The 17,320-nt window shown below is 54.6% G+C and carries 14 protein-coding genes; 8 read left to right on the forward strand and 6 right to left on the reverse strand.

Features of this window, described 5'->3' with window-relative positions:
* Positions 1–3: 3 nt before the first annotated feature.
* From MOQ06_RS06365 to MOQ06_RS06375, 3 genes are all read left to right on the forward strand, one after another.
* A complete protein-coding gene (locus MOQ06_RS06365; protein WP_242172044.1) occupies positions 4–1,416 on the forward strand; it encodes a phage DNA ejection protein in 1,413 nt (470 codons plus the stop codon).
* Positions 1,416–3,485, forward strand: a complete 2,070-nt coding sequence (locus tag MOQ06_RS06370; RefSeq protein ID WP_242172047.1) for a lytic transglycosylase domain-containing protein — start codon at positions 1,416–1,418, stop codon at positions 3,483–3,485. Before MOQ06_RS06365 ends, MOQ06_RS06370 begins: the two co-directional genes overlap by 1 nt.
* Positions 3,486–3,640: 155 nt before the next feature.
* The gene (locus MOQ06_RS06375) at positions 3,641–5,770 is read left to right on the forward strand and encodes a phage head-binding domain-containing protein (RefSeq protein WP_242172048.1); all 2,130 of its coding nucleotides are present in this window, start codon (positions 3,641–3,643) and stop codon (positions 5,768–5,770) included.
* 29 nt (positions 5,771–5,799) lie between these two features.
* On the opposite strand, the gene MOQ06_RS06380 is transcribed toward MOQ06_RS06375, so the two are convergent.
* The 3 genes from MOQ06_RS06380 to MOQ06_RS06390 are packed head-to-tail and all read right to left on the reverse strand — an operon-like array spanning position 5,800 to position 8,347.
* Positions 5,800–7,059 (reverse strand): glucosyl transferase, encoded by a 1,260-nt coding sequence (locus MOQ06_RS06380; RefSeq protein WP_242172049.1) that lies wholly within the window; start codon positions 7,057–7,059, stop codon positions 5,800–5,802.
* 5 nt (positions 7,060–7,064) lie between these two features.
* Positions 7,065–7,988: a glycosyltransferase family 2 protein gene (locus MOQ06_RS06385; protein ID WP_242172051.1), complete on the reverse strand. Its 924-nt coding sequence runs from the start codon at positions 7,986–7,988 to the stop codon at positions 7,065–7,067.
* Positions 7,985–8,347, reverse strand: a complete 363-nt coding sequence (locus MOQ06_RS06390) for a GtrA family protein (protein ID WP_242172053.1) — start codon at positions 8,345–8,347, stop codon at positions 7,985–7,987. The genes MOQ06_RS06385 and MOQ06_RS06390 overlap by 4 nt, the downstream gene beginning before the upstream one ends.
* Before the next feature lie 113 nt (positions 8,348–8,460).
* Here MOQ06_RS06390 and MOQ06_RS06395 point away from each other — a divergent pair, with 113 nt between their 5' ends.
* From MOQ06_RS06395 to MOQ06_RS06415, 5 genes are all read left to right on the forward strand, one after another.
* Positions 8,461–8,844 carry a S24 family peptidase gene (locus MOQ06_RS06395; RefSeq protein ID WP_242172055.1) on the forward strand — a complete coding sequence of 128 codons (384 nt, stop codon included), beginning with the start codon at positions 8,461–8,463 and terminating at the stop codon, positions 8,842–8,844.
* A 174-nt stretch (positions 8,845–9,018) separates the two neighbouring features.
* Positions 9,019–9,693, forward strand: coding sequence for a transcriptional regulator TctD (gene tctD / locus MOQ06_RS06400; RefSeq protein ID WP_242172057.1), 675 nt, complete (start codon positions 9,019–9,021; stop codon positions 9,691–9,693).
* Positions 9,680–11,089 carry a sensor histidine kinase gene (locus MOQ06_RS06405; protein WP_242172058.1) on the forward strand — a complete coding sequence of 470 codons (1,410 nt, stop codon included), beginning with the start codon at positions 9,680–9,682 and terminating at the stop codon, positions 11,087–11,089. The genes tctD and MOQ06_RS06405 overlap by 14 nt, the downstream gene beginning before the upstream one ends.
* A 129-nt stretch (positions 11,090–11,218) precedes the next feature.
* A complete protein-coding gene (locus MOQ06_RS06410; RefSeq protein ID WP_242172059.1) occupies positions 11,219–11,758 on the forward strand; it encodes a YfaZ family outer membrane protein in 540 nt (179 codons plus the stop codon).
* A 94-nt stretch (positions 11,759–11,852) separates the two neighbouring features.
* Positions 11,853–13,052: a nicotinamide mononucleotide deamidase-related protein YfaY gene (locus MOQ06_RS06415; RefSeq protein WP_242172060.1), complete on the forward strand. Its 1,200-nt coding sequence runs from the start codon at positions 11,853–11,855 to the stop codon at positions 13,050–13,052.
* 31 nt (positions 13,053–13,083) lie between these two features.
* Here the strand turns inward: MOQ06_RS06415 and glpC are convergent, their stop codons facing one another.
* From glpC to glpA, 3 genes are read right to left on the reverse strand one after another with little or no spacing between them, the layout of a single operon-like run.
* Positions 13,084–14,274: an anaerobic glycerol-3-phosphate dehydrogenase subunit GlpC gene (gene glpC / locus MOQ06_RS06420; RefSeq protein WP_242172061.1), complete on the reverse strand. Its 1,191-nt coding sequence runs from the start codon at positions 14,272–14,274 to the stop codon at positions 13,084–13,086.
* Positions 14,271–15,488, reverse strand: a complete 1,218-nt coding sequence (glpB, locus tag MOQ06_RS06425) for a glycerol-3-phosphate dehydrogenase subunit GlpB (RefSeq protein ID WP_242172063.1) — start codon at positions 15,486–15,488, stop codon at positions 14,271–14,273. The genes glpC and glpB overlap by 4 nt, the downstream gene beginning before the upstream one ends.
* Positions 15,478–17,106, reverse strand: coding sequence for an anaerobic glycerol-3-phosphate dehydrogenase subunit A (glpA, locus tag MOQ06_RS06430; RefSeq protein ID WP_148419896.1), 1,629 nt, complete (start codon positions 17,104–17,106; stop codon positions 15,478–15,480). Before glpA ends, glpB begins: the two co-directional genes overlap by 11 nt.
* Positions 17,107–17,320: the final 214 nt, after the last annotated feature.

The raw sequence follows: 17,320 nt of genomic DNA on the forward strand, positions 1-17,320 counted from the left end.
ATCATGGCTACATGGCAGCAGTCAGGTAACCCGGGCGGGTTGCTTGCAGGTCTTGGTGGCGTAAATACAAACGCACCACAGGCCAGCGATGCAAATGCAGCACTCGCCTTCATCCGTCAGAACAATGAAGATGAGCGCTCAGGCCGCAACAACATTGGCTTGCAGGCGTTGCAGGGCATTGGCTCGGTAATGGATATCTACAATCAGCAGGAGCAGGCTCAGCGAAAGCAGCAATTCCAGCAGGCTTATGGTCAGGCCTACGCATCAGGTGATCGCAATGCTATGCGACAACTGGCTGCGCAATTCCCTGACCAGGTTGATGCTGTTCGCAATGGAATGAAGTTCGTCGACGAAGACCAGCGCGCTACGGTTGGCAATCTTGCCGCGGCTGCCCGTCTCGCTGCCACTTCACCAGAAGCAATGGGAGCATGGTTGCAGAACAACTCGGCAGACCTGCAACGAGTAGGCCTGGACCCATCTGATATCGCACAAACCTACCAGCAGAATCCGAAACAGTTCGGTGAATTTGTAGACCATCTTGGCATGGCGGCGCTTGGGCCGGTCGATTACTTCAATGCTCAGGACAAAATCGTTGGTCAGGCCCTAAACAGAGATAAGCTCAACGAAACTATCCGTAGCAATCAGGCTGGAGAGTCATTACAGCGTCGTGGGCAGGATATTACCGCACGAGGTCAGGACATATCAGCAGCAACAGCGCGCCGAGGTCAGGATATGGCTAACCAGCGAGCAAACGCATCTGGCAATGCAGGCAGTAACGGGCGCGCCGTACAACTGTCAGATGGGCGTACCGTGCAAATCGTTGGCAAGCTTCACGGTGCTGGTCAGAACGCTTTCTATGAAGGTGTAGACAATGCAGGTAACACCGTTCGTGTTCCAGCAAGCTCAATCGCAGCGCCGGCAACATCTGCAGCATCTGCGCAGAATTACGCAATGTCGAAAGACCTGAACGCAATCCTTAACGCGCCAACTGACAAGCTGGACTTCATGACTGGCGTGACAGGAGGTAACGGCTCTCCATCATGGGATGCTGAAGTTCGTAGCCGTCTTGGTGGTGGCGAGCAGCGCCAATTATTCAACGCCGCTAAGCGCATTCAGGGCAAGATGCAGAACCAGGGCATTGCATCCGCAAGGGATATGGGCGCGTCAGGCATCAACACCGTAACAGAAGCGAAGATGTATTTTCAGGGCATGCCTCAGGTCGACTACTCAAGCCCTGAAGCAATGCAGCAATCTCTGCGCGATATTCAGCAGTACACCGACAACTACAACCAGCAGTACAGCGTAGACGTTGGTAATCGCAGTGCGCAGTCACAGCCTTCCCGAACAGCGCAACAATCTCAACCAGCTCAACAACCACAGCAAAGCACCGGCTTCTCTTCACTATGGGGTGACTAATGGCTAAGGCATGGAAAGACGTTATTGCCTCTCCGCAGTATCAGGCATTGGCACCAGAGCAAAAAGCACAGGCACAGGAGCAGTACTTTAATGAGGTAGTTGCTCCTCAGGCTGGCAGCAATGCAGAGCAGGCTAAACAGGCTTTCTATGCTGCATATCCAGTGCCGTCAGCAGAGCCTCACCAGGTACAGCAACCGCAGCAGGAAGCTCAACCACAAGAACAGGGCGGATTCCTGTCTGACCTAGGCAATGCGGCAGCAGAAACAGGGCGTGGCTTGCTTCAAGCAGGCGTTAACCTGGCAAACATCCCTGCATCAATGGCTGATGCGGTAGTAAGTGCAGGTGCTTGGGCTGGCAATAAGCTGGGATTAGGTGATGGGACGTATCAGCCTGCGCCGCGTGTAACCACGGAAGGTCTTGCTCAGGAAATGGGACTTCAGCAGGGCGCTCTTACCCCACAGACTACAGAGGGTAAAATCTTCGCCGAAGCAATCCCCTACCTTGCACCAGTAGGGATAGGTGGAGGAGTTTCTAAAGCGGCGGCATTAGCTGAGCGCCTGGCTCCTCAAGTATTAGGTAGTGGATCACGGGTTGCATCATCTGTACCTGCTGGAGTTTCAGGAAGAGTAGCCCAGGGAGCATCTAGGTTGCTTGCAGAAAATACCGCTGGTTCTCTGGCTGCAAATAGCGAACAGAATGAACCGTCAGCACTCGCAACCGACCTTGGCACTGGTGTTGTACTGGGTGGGGCTATTAATCAGCTTGGACGCGTTGCTGGAGCTGCATATCGAGGTGTAAGGGGTGCAATCTCGCCAGAGGCACAGCAGGCGATCCGATTCGCCAATTCTGCGGACGTTCCGCTTCATACAACAGACGTATTGCCTCCAAATTCTCGCGTTGGACGAATGGCACAGACCACAGCGGAGAATATTCCATTCGCCGGCACAAGCACTATGCGAGCAAATCAGCAGGAAGCTCGCAGCCAGTTAGTGGATGAGTTTGCGTCAAGATTCGGTGAGTATGATCCATCGATTGTTGTTGGAAGCTTGAAATCCAAAACGTCTGGTATTCGTAGAGCTGCTGGAAACAGACTTGAGCAGGTTCAGAGCGCAATGGCCGGGGTAAATATTCAGCCTAACCGAGCAATTCAGCAAATAGATAAGGAGATCGCAGACCTGCAAAAGCTAGGAGGAGCTGCGGATACTGAAACAATTTCTAAGCTCAAGGTATATAGAGACGAGTTATCGAGAAATGCCGGCGCTAGCGGACCTATGGCGATGGACCTTTCGCAGTTAAGTGCTTTGCGCAGCCAATTCAGACAAGACGTAAAGGGAGAGCGACAAGCGCTAATCAACAGATCTGAGGCAGCAGTGAATCGTGTATACAGTGCCATGACAGGAGATATTGACAATGCCATTGGCACAAGCTTAGGTAATGATACATTGCGGCGCTACAAGCAGGCTAACGCTATATACGCTGATGAAGCAAATAAGCTACAGAATACGCGCCTGAAGAACGTGATTATGAAAGGAGATCTGACGCCAGAAGTCGTCAACAATATGCTTTTCAGCAAGAACAAGTCAGAAGTCCAGAATCTGTATCGCTCAGTGAGTCAAACGGGGCGCGCTCAAATGCGTAACGGCATTATCGGCAAGGCGATGGAGAAATCTGGCGGCTCACCTGACCAGTTCCTGCGACAAGTTAATTTAATGTCTAATCAGACGGGAATCGCGTTCAAAGGCCGTGATGCTGCATACCTGAAAGGGCTGAAGAACTACCTTGAGTCAACCAAGCGAGCAGGGCAGGCTGGAGTAACTACTCCGACAGGCCAACAGACCATCCCATTCATTATGGGAATTGGCACTGTGACAAACCCGGCCTTGATTGGCGTTGGTGGCGGGTATGGGCTTCTTGCAAGGCTGTATGAGAGCGAGCCAGCACGTAATGCAATGCTTCGCCTGGCTAACACGCCGCGTGGTTCTACCGCATTTGAGAAAGCCCTTTCTGACGTCGAGCGAGTAGTTAACTCATTCGCTCAGGGTGCGAAATCTGAGGCATTAAGTGAATAGGGCGACGCCTACACAGATTCCGAAGATCAAGAATGCAAAGTTCAACCAGTCTCGTTCCATAAATCCTCCACTCTTTTAATCAATTATAACCGACCATAACGCAACGCTGCGCAAGTTTTAGCTTGTGCGGCTTTGCTGCGCCCGGAGCAAAGTAAATGTCAGATATCTCCGCCAATGTCGTAATCAGCATGCCGAGCCAGTTATTCACTCTGGCGCGGTCATTTAAGGCTGCATCAGATGGAAAAATCTACATAGGAAAGATTGATACCGACCCTACTATTCCAGCAAATCAGATACAGGTTTATCTGGAGAATGAGGACGGAACTCATGTCCCCGTTGCACAACCTATCGTAATCAATGCTGCTGGCTACCCTGTTTATAACGGACAAATATCTAAGTTCGTGACAGAGCAAGGCCATTCTATGGCTGTCTATGATGCATACGGAGTGCAGCAATTCTACTTCCCTAACGTTCTAAAGTATGACCCCGACCAATTTCAATTCACGCTATCTTCGGATACTGGTGCTAATCTAGTCGGTATTAAAAGAACTGGGTTGCCAAACAATATCTCCACCACTGTCGGGGCTTATTACCAGACAACGCCTATCAATGCGGTAACCGATTACGGAATGAAAGGTGACTTTGATCCATCAACTGGATTCGTTAACGGAACAAATAACCGAGCCGCTTTGCAACAGTTAATGGACGATCTGGTTAACATAGGTGGCAATAAAACCGTAATCATCCCTCCTGGAAATTATTACTTCAATTTTGATGGCAGCACTAACCCTGGCGGCGTAGGCGTGATGTGGGGTAGGGTGGGCTCTGGATTGAGGAATGTGATTTTCCTGTGCTATGGAGCAACCTTCTACTCAGGTAGCACAGGTCGACTAAATGGTATTTTTAGCGCCAATTATGGCGTAAGAATAAAGGGGTTGAGGGTTATTGGGTATGGCGGAGGGACTCTTGCTCCTTCGAGAGAACGAGATGCTTTATTCTCATGCGCATATAATTGTAGCGGTGTCACATTCGATGACTGCTATGGTGCAAACAGCTTGGGGGACTGCGTTTATCTTGGAGGGAGTCTTGAGGATGGCGCATTAACCGGACTCTTTTGCAGGGATATTTCATTTATTAACTGCACGTTCAAAGAGCGTTATGGCAACGGAATTAGGTCATACTACAGCGGCTCAAGATCTAGGCTGGCAATTGCTGTAATCGACTGTGTAGGCCTAAAGATTGATAACTGTAGAATTATAGGTGGCATCGACTTCGAGCCTAACGCTACTAACCAACGCTTACAGAATATGATGGTAAGCAATATAAGGTTTCATGCTGGTAATATTCTTGCATACACGGGAACCAACCCTTTCTATGAAGAGCCTATCAATAGCGGTTCTCAGGTTATACGCGGAGACATCCGATTCCAGACGCGCGCGGGTGGAGTCATCACTCAGAATATTCATATATCTAACGTATCATTTGACTACGGATGCATAAGGCAGACGTCTCTCGCTATAGCTGACGTTATTTATGAAAATATCAGAATGCGCAGGGGTATATTGGTAGTAGGATCCGATTCAGGAACAAACTTTAACCCATCAGCAAACATAAATGATGTATATGTTGACCTTGCATTGAATGGTTCAGACGATGATATTTTTGAACTTAACGGGTCAGGCACAACCCCTCCTGCACTACCCGCAGCAGTCATCCTGATCCAAGGAAACCTGACTTACGCAAGATTCAATGGAATTAGCGGAGGTAACACCATCGGAGCATTTAGCTATCTGTTTTATGCAGACCCGGCACATACAGCAGGAGACGCAGGAAGGAGTATCTATGCCAACTGCACTATGTTTGGAGGTAGCCTTTATAACTACACTATTCCAGATAGTAGCCAGGAATTAGGCAATACATCAATGCCATCTTCTGGAGTTGCGTTTACAAAATATCGGAGAATTAATACTGATTTGCTAATGCAATCAGTAGGAACTTTAAGCATATCATCAAGCGGCTCAATAGACTGGAATGCTTTCAGGACGGCAAAGTTAGCAGTAACCGCTACCACCACAGGCCTGCAAATTTCGGGTATAGTGAATGGTCCGCTAGTAGGTGCCGAGGTGCAAATAAGGAATAATGGAACAAACCCAATAATCCTTGCCCACAGCACATCTTTTTATCTTAAAGGAACCACAAGCGCCACTCTTGATGACACAAGGAAGGTAGTGACGTTCCAGTACATCTCATCTGGTGTTTGGACTGAGATATACAGGAACTTTTAACGCAAAGGGGCATTTTAGCCCCTTTATCTCTATTTTTTAATTAAAACCATATCCCATCCAACAGGATTGATTTTCATTTTAACTTCCTCTCCTTTTTTTGCTGAATGAAGTTTAACGACCTCGTTACCCCAGTTAAGGTCTGGCATTTTGCGAATCTTAAAATTATCTACAGCGGTGTATAGGTACAGAATTGTAAAGCATATAGTTACAGCCTTACCAATATAGCCTTTTATTTGTCCAATGCAGTAGCATATTACAGCAAACATCGCTATTGAAGGTATAACGGTATATCTTTCTCCACTGAGCATAAACTTAGGCCACTGATCTTCAATGTTAGCCATTTGAGGTTTGGCAAGAGCGAATGCAAACATTATCGCAGGGAAGATAACGACGCTTCTCATTTTCCAGTCCGACTTTATCAACGTGTACACTATTGCAGTGAACCCAATGAAGCATACTAAATACTTGAAGAATGGATAATTCCATAACCACGACGCATCTCTAGCTGTAGAGAATGATGAAAAAAATATTCTACTTGAAAGTATACTAGAAAGAGTATCCATAGATGCGCCAAGTGGCGCCTTTGTTCTTGTGCCGTCTGCTGTTAATAGTATTGATACCGCCTGGATGACAGAGCATGCAGCAACAATATATGAAATTAAATCGACTTTACTTATGTCTATGCGCCTAAACTGCAAGGCCTTGTTATGAATAAGCTTCATAAGTACAACTGGAGCCATGAACACAACAAAGGGTCCGCTCAGCCCAGCAATGATCGTCATCACTATATCATGAGCCTTTCCTGCCGCACTCTTGGCTGGCCTGGCAATCAAAATCAACAGCAAATAAAGAGCTAGATACCAGTGAGTATTTGTGATGTTAGCGTGTATTTCCGTGATTTCCGGCATTAAAATCGCGAACAGGGAAACGCATAACCTACCACTGAAAGATATATCACTCATCCTTGATGACAAAAGGAAGCTTATTGCCATGGCGCGGATAGAAATAGCTACAATATTAAATAATAGCGGAGCCAATTCAATTGGTATGGCTAGAGATACTGCCGCAGTAAGTTTAGAAATGGTCTGATAGTAACCATTTTTAGGTGTCAATATGAAATCAATGATAGAACCATTGTATACCCCAGCATACCATACCCTTCCATCCTCAGCCCAAAACTGAGCGTTGGTTAGAAGATCTGGGCGCCTCAGCCATATAAGTAAAAAGGCGATGATAAAGGTTATCGCGACTCCGTATTTTTCCCAAACAGGATTATAGTTCTTAACCATGATATTCATTTATCCATTGAACGCTTTAAGACATAACGAGGCCTGCTCTTAACCTCGACATAAATTCTGCCAATATATTCACCAAGAACACCAATGCCAATCAACTGGATACCACCCAAAAATAGTATAGATACCAGCAGAGATGGGTACCCGCGAACTGCATTGCCAAATGCCAGTGTGTCGACAATCATCCATGCACCATATATAAAAGCAGCACCGGCAACAAAGAGACCTATGTAAGTCCACATGCGCAGCGGGAAGGTAGAGAAGCTAGTGATACCTTCAAGAGCGAGATTCCATAGCTTCCAGCCATTGAACTTGGTACTACCTGCTATACGTTCGGCACGGGCATATTCTACGACATCAGTACGGCCACCAACCCAACTCAATACGCCTTTCATGAAAAGGTTTCGCTCCGGCATGAGCTTGATGTTTTCGACAACCTCGCGAGACATCAGACGGAAATCACCAACGTTCTCCTCAATCTGAGGGTTGCTGATTTTGTTGTGAAGCTTGTAGAACCACTCGGCAGATTTACGTTTAAGTCGGCTGTCAGTGGAGCGGTCAGAACGCTTAGCCAGTACCATATCTGCCCCGGCGTGCCACTTCTCAATCAGGTGCGGAATAACCTCGATTGGGTCTTGCAGGTCCACGTCAATCGGGATAACTGCATCACCAGTAGCGTGGTCAAGGCCGGCAAATAATGCAGGCTCCTTCCCGAAGTTTCGGGTAAATGACAAAGGCACTACAAGAGGGTCAGCAACGGACAGAGCGTTAATAATTGATTCTGTTGCATCTTTGCTTCCGTCATTGATGAAGACTATCTCTACTTCATGCTGCTGAAGTCCTTCAAATTCCCGAACTGTTTTATAAAAAATAGGTATCGCGTCTTCTTCGTTGAAGACGGGAACTACCAGAGAAATTTTCATTTCGCATCCCTAAAGACAATGAACTTTGAATAAATAAAACCGCACACCAGACTTACGGCAGAGAAAACAATCAGGGTGATGATTGGTGCTAAGCCTGATTTGTCCGCCGCCCAACCCACTGCCGCGCTCAGAGAGCCCATAAATCCAACGTAAAGCATGTAACGCATGGTTGTTGTGGAAGACCGGAACGTGAATCTGGCGTTTGCAAAGAAGCTGAATGACACCGCCACGACAAACCCGGCGAAGTTGCCAAGAGCCTGACCTGTGTGAAATGCATAAATGCAAACGGCGAACACAACCCAGTGAATGAGCGTGTTTATGGCGCCGATCGATGTGTACTTGGCGAATAACTTTAACATGATAAAAATCAGTAGATTCTGAAAGGTCTGAAGTGTAGCACCACAAAGACTATTGATCGACACCGCCGATCGGTAATACTGTATCGATATACAGTATCTATCGGAGGTGAGTTATGGGATTCCCGAGCCCTGCTGCTGATTACGTTGAGAACCGCCTGTCGCTTGATGATCGGCTTATCCATAAACCGGCAGCCACGTACTACATGAAAGCGTCAGAGACCATCTACCGATGCGGCATCATGAAGGATGCGCTTCTGGTCATCGACTCGTCACTAAACCCATGTGATGGCTCCTTGCTTGTCTGCGAGATGGAAGGCGAGTTTAAGGTGAAGATTTACCGCACCCATCCTCAGCCTCACCTTGAGAACGCGCTGAACGGACGAAAGGAAAAGTTACCTGGTAACTTCGACGGGATAGAGAGCCCGGTGTTTGGAGTAATCACGTACATCATCAACGATGCGCGGACAGGTGAGTTTGATGATTGTCCGGTGATGTGAGGTTTTGTGTTAAGCTGACCGCATATCCCATCGCTCTATGTTGCAAACATGTAACAAGTCGGCATTCTTTCCATGTGATGAATTGAGTTGCTTTTATAAAACCGGACAACATACCGGACATAAAACGAAGTATCCTCAAATCGTAATCAGTAAAAACATGGAGTTAACTAAAGAATGCGTCTCTTACTGGCGGAAGATAATCGTGAGCTGGCTCACTGGCTGGAGAAAGCGCTGGTACAGAACGGTTTTGCCGTGGACTGCGTTAACGACGGGCGCGCGGCCGATCACCTTTTGCAGGGGGAAAACTATGCCGTCGCGATCCTGGATATCGGCATGCCCGGCTTCGACGGGCTGGAGGTGGTGCACCGCCTGAGAAAGCGCGGGCAGACGCTGCCGGTGCTGTTTCTTACCGCCCGCAGCAACGTGGCGGACAGGGTGAAAGGGCTGAATGCCGGGGCGGATGACTATCTGCCGAAGCCGTTCGAGCTGGAGGAGCTTGATGCCCGCCTGCGCGCTCTGCTGCGCCGCAGTGAAGGGCGAACCCAGGGGCGCCAGCGCCTGGGGGAGCTGGAATACGATGACGACGGCTTTTTTCTTTTGCGCGATGAGCCCCTCTCGCTCACGCCCCGCGAGCTTTCGTTACTGAAGGTGCTGATGCACCGCCGCACCCGCCCCGTATCCCGACAGCAGCTTTTCGACCAGGTGTTTAGCCTGAACGACGACGTCAGCCCCGAGAGCATCGATCTCTATATTCACCGCCTGCGTAAGAAGCTGGCCGGCAGCGACGTGCGGATCACCACGCTTCGGGGGCTGGGCTACGTGCTGGAGTGCGGCGATGAGGTGGGTTAAGCCGCAGTCGCTTTACCAGCAACTTCTGCTCTTTCTGGGTTTGCCGCTGCTGCTGTTATGGGGGCTGTCGGCCTTCAACAGCTACGTCAGCGCGCTTCAGGCGGCGACGCAGGCCTATGACCGCACGCTGCTATCCTCGGCGCGTACGGTGTCTGAGCGGCTGGAGGTGCACAACGGCAAGCTGCTGGTCAACGTTCCCTGGGTGGTGCTCGACAGCTTTGAGCTGAACATGAACGATCGCCTCTACTACAAGGTGGTTGATCCGGACGGCCGGACGATCTCCGGCTATGACGATCTGCCGAACATGCCCCCCTCCACGTCGCGCACCACGCACTATCCCGCGCTGGCCTGGTTCTATCATACCGAGTATCGCGGTCAGGCGATCCGCGTGGCGAAGCTGCTCCAGCCGGTTAACGAAGACGGCGTGTCCGGAATGGCGGAGATCTACGTTGCCGAAACCCTGCAGTCGCGGCGCTATCTGGCCACCCAGCTTCTCTTTTCATCTCTTGTCTCGCAGGGGCTGCTGGTGCTGCTGACGCTGGTCTTAACCGCCTGGCTGCTGCGCCGCGTGCTGCGCCCGATGCGCCAGCTCTCCTCATTGATGGTGCGCCGTGAGCCCGGGCTGCTGGCCCCGCTGCCGGAGCTGCTGCCCTGGTCGGAAACGCGCCTGCTGATCGTGGCGTTTAACCGCTATATCGACCGGCTGCGCGGCGTGCTGTCGCGGCAGGAGCGCTTCAACGCCGATGCCTCCCACCAGCTCAAAACCCCGCTGGCGGTGCTCAAAACTCAGGTTTCGGTTGCCCTGACGCGAAACGATCCGGCCCTGTGGCAGGAGAGCTTGCGGGCGATGAACGTCACGCTGGACAACACCATCGTGCTGACCGAGCGGCTGCTGCAGCTTTCGGCGGTGAAGCGAAAGGAGCAGGGTGAGCGGCAGTTTGGCCCCGTCGATCTGGTGCAGGTGGTGCAAAACTGCTGCTTTTCCCGGCTGGCGCAGGCGCGCAGCAAGGGTATCGATCTCGGGTATGACGGCGTTCAGCAGCCGGTGATGATTGAAGGGGACGACGTGCTGCTGGGCGAGCTGTGCGCGAACCTGCTGGAGAACGCCATCAAATACACCCCGGAGCAGGGCATAGTCACGGTGTTTCTGCGCATCGATAACGACGCCGTTGAGCTCCGCGTGGAGGACAGCGGGCCGGGAATTGCGGAGGATCAGATCGCCCAGGCCATGCTGCCGTTTCATCGGCTGGATAACGTGGGGGACGCCGCCGGGTCCGGGATTGGGCTGGCGCTGGCCGGGGACATCGCCCGCCTGCACCGCAGCCATCTTCAGCTCTCGGCCAGTGAACAGCTGGGCGGCCTGAGCGTGAAAATGCGCTTTTTATTGATGACGTAAATGCCGATATTTTCATATCGTTACAAACTAATTGTTCGATGTATGCGGAGTCCATTGATCCCACGGATAGTCAGGTTAAAATCTCGCGGTTTTGGGACATCTGTGAATAAATTGTGCGGGATCACGACAATGAAAAAAGTGGCATTAATGGGCTTAGGCCTGATGGTTGTATCGGCTGCGGCCAACGCTATCTCCTTCAACGGCTCGGCGGGCGAGGACTATACCCACCTGGGCTTTGGTCTTGGCACGGATAGCGCAGGCCTGGCGATGTCCGGCGGCTGGACGCATAACGACGACGATGGCGACGCGGCGAGCCTGGGCCTCGGCTTTAACGTTCCGCTTGGTCCATTCCTGGCGACCGTCGGCGGTAAAGGGATCTATACCAACCCGAACGACGGTGACGAAGGCTACGCGGCGGCAGTAGGCGGCGGGCTGCAGTGGAAGATTGGCGACAGCTTTGGCCTGTTCGGCGAGTACTACTACTCCCCGGACTCCCTCTCCAGCGGTATCGAGAGCTACCAGGAAGCCAACGCCGGCGCGCGCTGGACCATCATGCGTCCAATCACCATTGAAGCAGGCTACCGCTATCTGAACCTGGCCGGTAAAGACGGCAACCGCGACAACGCGCTGGCCGACGGCCCGTACGTAGGCGTTAGCGCAGGCTTCTAACCCCTTCGGCGCGGCGTTCCGTCGCGCCAGTTTCTCTCTTCCCCCGCTCTTCGATTGCGCTATAGTGTTTTGACCATTGAAATGGGAGAACACAATGATAAACGTGGAAATGTTATCCACTGGCGACGAAGTGCTGCATGGGCAAATCATTGATACCAATGCCGCCTGGCTCGCCGATCTCTTCTTTGAGCAAGGATTACCGTTAACGCGCCGCAACACGGTGGGCGACAGTCTTGAGTCACTGGTCAACGTTCTGCGCGAGCGCAGCGAGCAGTGCGACGTGCTGATTGTGAACGGCGGGCTGGGTCCCACCAGCGACGATCTTAGCGCGCTGGCCGCCGCCACGGCCAAAGGCGAAGGGCTGGTGCTGCACGAGGCGTGGCTGGCGCAGATGGAGCGCTTTTTCTCCGATCGTGGCCGCGTAATGGCTCCCAGCAACCGCAAACAGGCTGAAATTCCCGCCAGTGCGGAACTGATTGATAACCCGGTCGGCACCGCCTGCGGGTTTGCCGTTCAGCTTAACCGCTGCCTGATGTTCTTCACCCCCGGCGTGCCGTCGGAATTTAAGGTGATGGTCGAGCAGCAGATCCTGCCGCGCCTGCGCGCGCGCTTCACCCTGCCTGAACCGCCGCTGTGCCTGCGCCTGACCACGTTTGGCCGCTCGGAGAGCGATCTGGCCCAGAGCCTCGACGGCCTGCAGCTGCCGCCCGGCGTGTCGATGGGCTATCGCTCCTCCATGCCGATTATCGAACTCAAGCTGACCGGGCCGGCGACGGAAAAAGCCGCCATGCTGGCGCTGTGGCCTGAGGTGCAGCGCGTTGCCGGGGAAAGCCTGATCTTCGAAGGCACGGAAGGGCTGCCGGCGCAGATTGCACGGCATTTGCAGTCTCGCCAGCTGAGCGTGACGCTAAGCGAGCAGTTTACCGGTGGGCTTCTGGCGCTTCAGCTTACCCGCGCGGGTGCGCCGCTGCTGGCCAGCGAAGTGGTGCCGTTCCAGCAGGAGACGCTGGCGCAGACGGCACGCTGGGCGTCCGAGCGCAGAGTGAAGCATTTCGCGGGGCTGGCGCTGTTCGTCGGCGGGCTGGATGACGAATACCTCAACCTTGCCCTGGCGACGCCGGAAGGCACGCACGCCCTGCGCGTGAAGATGAGCATTACCCGCCATAGCCTGGCCGTGCGCCAGGAGGTATGCGCGATGATGGCGCTGAACATGCTGCGCCGCTGGCTGAACGGGAAAGAGGTCGCCAGCGAGCACGGCTGGATCAACGTGGTGGAAACGCTGTTCGTCGAGTAAGCAGTCGCCGGGGCGGTGGCCCCGGCAACGGTTACGCCAGCGCTTTTGCCAGCAGGCTAATGGGATGTTCACAGCGCTTGCTGGTGGACATCTCAATCTGCCATTTACAGGTTTCGCAGTCGGTCACCACGATATCCGCGCCGCTCTCTTCAATCTGGCGGAACAGCGGAGCCCCAATCGCCTGTGACGTCTGGTAATTTTCCCGCTTAAAGCCGTAGGTGCCTGCGATGCCGCAGCAGCGGGAATCCAGCACCGTCAGATCCAGCCCCGGGATCAGCCGCAGCAGCTCCAGCGTATAGATTGACCAGCCCATCTTCTCCATATGACACGGGGTGTGATACACCACCTTCAGCGGCAGGTTGCCCAGCGGCAGCGTCTGCCCGCCGTCCAGCCTGCGCCAGAGAAAGCGGGTCGCCAGCTCAATGTGCTCGCGCAGGCCGCTGTTATCCACGTCCAGCAGGTGAGGATATTCATCGCGCAGCGTGAAGGTGCAGGTTGACGACGTCGCCAGCACCGGGATCCCTTTGTCGACGATCGCCTCGCGCAAAGCGGTGACGTTGCTTTTCGCCTGCTTGCGCGCTTTGTCGGTAAAACCGTTGGCAATCAGCGGAACGCCGCAGCACTTCTCCTTGCTCAGCAGCTGTACGCCTGTTCCCATGGCGTTCAGCACCTTCAGCAGATCTTTTCCCAGCGGCGGATGGTTGTAGTTCACGTAGCAGCCGTGGAAGAAGGCGACCTGGTCGGCAAACTGCGCCTGATCTGCCGCCACGGATTTATACCAGCGGCGGAAGGTGCCGTGAGCGTATTTCGGCAGGCTACGGTGATGGTCGATTTTAAGCGTTGCGTCCAGCAGCCTGCGCACCGGTTTTAGCGCCGTGGCGGCATTGACCACCGGCGCGAAAGGCGTGGAGACGCTGCCCATCAGATCGGTGTGGCTCAGAATCGCGTCGCGCAGCGTCGGCTTTTGCGTGCTGTAGCGCGCCCGGGCGCGCTGGATGATGTCGCCAATCTTCACGTCCGACGGGCAGGCAACTTCGCAGCGTTTGCAGTTGATGCAGTATTTCAGCGCCTCGTCGTACAGCGCCCCGTCCTTCAGGCGCAGACGTTCTCCGTCGGGACCGGCCTGTTTCGGGCCGGGATAGCGGGGATCCACGCCGCTCACCGGGCAAACCGTGGTGCAGACCGTGCATTTGATACAGCTTTCAAAACGGGTGTCGTTCATCGTGCAGCCTCCCTGCGCTGGATAATCTGCTCCGCAACGTGCAGCGCGGTAACCGCGCAAACGCCGCCGCCGCAGCCCTGCGCCACGGGATCGTATCCGCCCAGAACCGAGCCGATGGCGTAAAGATTTTCAACCGGTTTCCCGTGCAGCTGCGGACGCAGCCGGTCGTCGACGATGACGCCGAACTGCTGCCACGGCTGAGGGGCGAAGAAATCGCTCTGATACCAGTCCGCGCGGGAGCCGCTTTGCCGGACGTCCAGCCCGAGGATCGCCTCACGCACGCCATCCCGGCTGCTCAGCAGACCGTTGCTGAAAAAGCTGCCGCTGGCCAGCACCGTGTAGCGCGCACGAAGGGGGATATCGTCGTGGTTGCGGGTCCAGACTTCACCTGCCGCGCCCCCGTTCAGGGTGATTTTCTTCACCTCGTCGCCCGCCATCCACACGCCGCCCTGCGCGACAAACTGGCGCTGCAGCTGGGTATGCAGACGAATGCCGGGCACGGAAGGGGGAAGCGTCGGCAGTAAACCGAGCGTGCAGGGCAGGCGCTCCGAGAGCCAGCGCCAGAGCCGGTTGTCGCTTAAGCCAAAACAGGCGGGCATAAACAGGGCGTCGCAGCTCTCGCCGAGCGGCCGAAGCGCCTCGTACAGGCGCGGCCAGTAACGTTCATTATCCAGCAGGCGGGCAATATTCACCGCACGAAACTCGCTGGGGTTCTCGCGCAGCACGTCGAGTTCGGGAAGGTCAATTTCTGCCGTCTCCGCCTGCACCCCCTGCTGCTTAAGGGACGCGGCGGCCAGGTGCGGCTGGAAATCGAGGAAACCGCCGATCCCAACCACCAGCACGCGTGCCGCCATAATGGGAGCGACGGGCACCTCTTCCGGACTAAGCCAGGCGGCGCGCAGGGTGCCGAGCGGCGTAACGCGCAGATGATTTTGCTCTGCGTCACCCTGCATGCGGGCGCCGCAGGTGGACAGCAGATGTTCAGCTTCACAGGCAAAGCGGGCCATATTCTCTGCGCCCGTCAGGCGGTAGGGGTGCTCGGGCGGCAGATCCGCAAGCGTCAGCGCGCCCAGTAAATCCAGCGAGCCGGAGGAGAAATGCAGGGCGCTTTGTCCACGGGTCACGATGGCGCAGCGCAGACCCTGCTGCGTCAGCTTAATGCCGCAGAGCAGGCCCGCCAGCCCGCCGCCGACAATCACGGTATCAAATTTCATGATTTGGCTCCTTCTCCAGGCCGCAAAGCCCCTGATAGACCCAGCGGGTAAACTCGCTTTCGCGCAGGGCATCGCCCCAGGCGACGGGCTGAATGCCTTTCCAGCGCTCGTTTAAAAAATCGCTCAGCTGGGCGAGCGACTGGGTAGAGGTGGTCGCGTGAAAACGTTGCAGCAACCCGGCTGCGCGGCAGGCGCAGAGCTCCCCCTGGCAGGTGCCCATCCCCACGCGCGTGCGGCGGCGTAAGTCGAGCAGGTTGTTCACCGTCAGGTTTTCCACCGCATACTGCACCTCGCCTGCGGTTACGGCTTCGCATTCGCACACCAGGCTGCGGCTCAGCCGTCCTTCACCGAGCCAGGCCGGGGTGCGGTCGCCGTGGCGGTAAATCGCCGAACCGCGAAGCGGCGCGGGAAGGGAAATGATGCTGTGGAGCGTTTTTTCTGTCGACTGCTGCGAGCCAGGCAGGGCCCGTTCTGCCGTGACGCACGGCGTGGTGTTCCCGAGCTTGCGGCAGACCGCGTCGGTGGCCCACTGCGCCATCAGGCGGTAGGTCATCAGCTTACCGCCGGTGATGGTGATAAACCCGTCCATGCCGTCGCGCTCGGCGTGATCGAGCAGCACGATGCCGCGGCTGACGTTGCGCCCGCTCGGGTCGTTATCGCTGGCAACCAGCGGGCGCACCCCTGCATAGGCGCGCAGGATGCGGGTCTGCGCCATCGCCGGGGCCAGCTTTTCCCCTTCGCGCAGCAGAATGTCCACCTCTTCAGCAGTGACGCGGTTAACGTCAATGTCGCTATAGTCGACGTGCGTAGACGTCGTGCCGATGAGCGAAATGGTGTCGCCGGGCACCAGGATGTCGGCGTCGGACGGTTTGCGGCAGCGGTTGATCACATGGTTATTGATGCGGTGATCGAGGATCAGCAGCGAACCCTTTGCCGGGAACATGCGGATGGCTAAATCGGCATATTCTGCGATGCGCTGGCCCCAGATCCCCGCCGCGTTCACCACCACGGCGGCATACAGCTCGCTGTGTTCGTTGTACTGCGTATCCCAAACGCGCACCCCGCGCACGGTATTGCCTTCACGAATAAGCCCGGTGACGCTATGCCCGGTCAGAATACGTGCGCCGTGCTCGCGCGCGTCCAGCATATTCGCGGCGGTCAGGCGGAAGGGGTCAACGGTGCCGTCAGGCACTTTTACCGCGCCGAGTAAGGCCGGGTTGACCGACGGTTCAAGACGGCGCGCCAGCGCAGGATCGATTGCCTCCGCGCGGATGCCCGCCGCCGTGCAGGCGGTAATAAAGGTGTGCTGAAAGGCGAGGTCATCTTCGGGAAGGGTAATAAAGAGCCCGTCGGTGGGCTCAACGCAGTGGCGGGCGATGCGCCTGAGGATCTGGTTCTCAGCGATGCATTCGCGCGCGGATTCCGCATCGGTAACCGCGTAGCGCGCGCCGCTGTGCAGCAGGCCGTGGTTTCGCCCGGTCGCGCCGGTGGCGATATCGTGGCGTTCCAGAAGCGTGACGCTCAGCCCCCGCAGGGCGCAGTCGCGTGCGATGCCGGCACCCGTCGCGCCACCGCCAATGATAATCACATCGCTGTAGCGTGGATCGTGAATTGTCATTGCCTTTCCTCTATGTTCGTTTTTTAGCATTTAGCCACAGTGATAGTGTGGTTTGTTTGATTTCGAACATAAACGCGCGAAATTCGAAAGTGAAACGTGATTTCATGCGCTTTTTTGCGCATTCTGTCATATTTCTGTAACAATCTGTGCGTTGATTCACAGTAACAATCACCGTGATTTCTTAACATCGCCGCCTCTGTAGCCGGGCGCGTTA

It is taken from the genome of Enterobacter sp. I4 (assembly GCF_022669095.1).
GTDB lineage: Bacteria > Pseudomonadota > Gammaproteobacteria > Enterobacterales > Enterobacteriaceae > Enterobacter > Enterobacter pasteurii.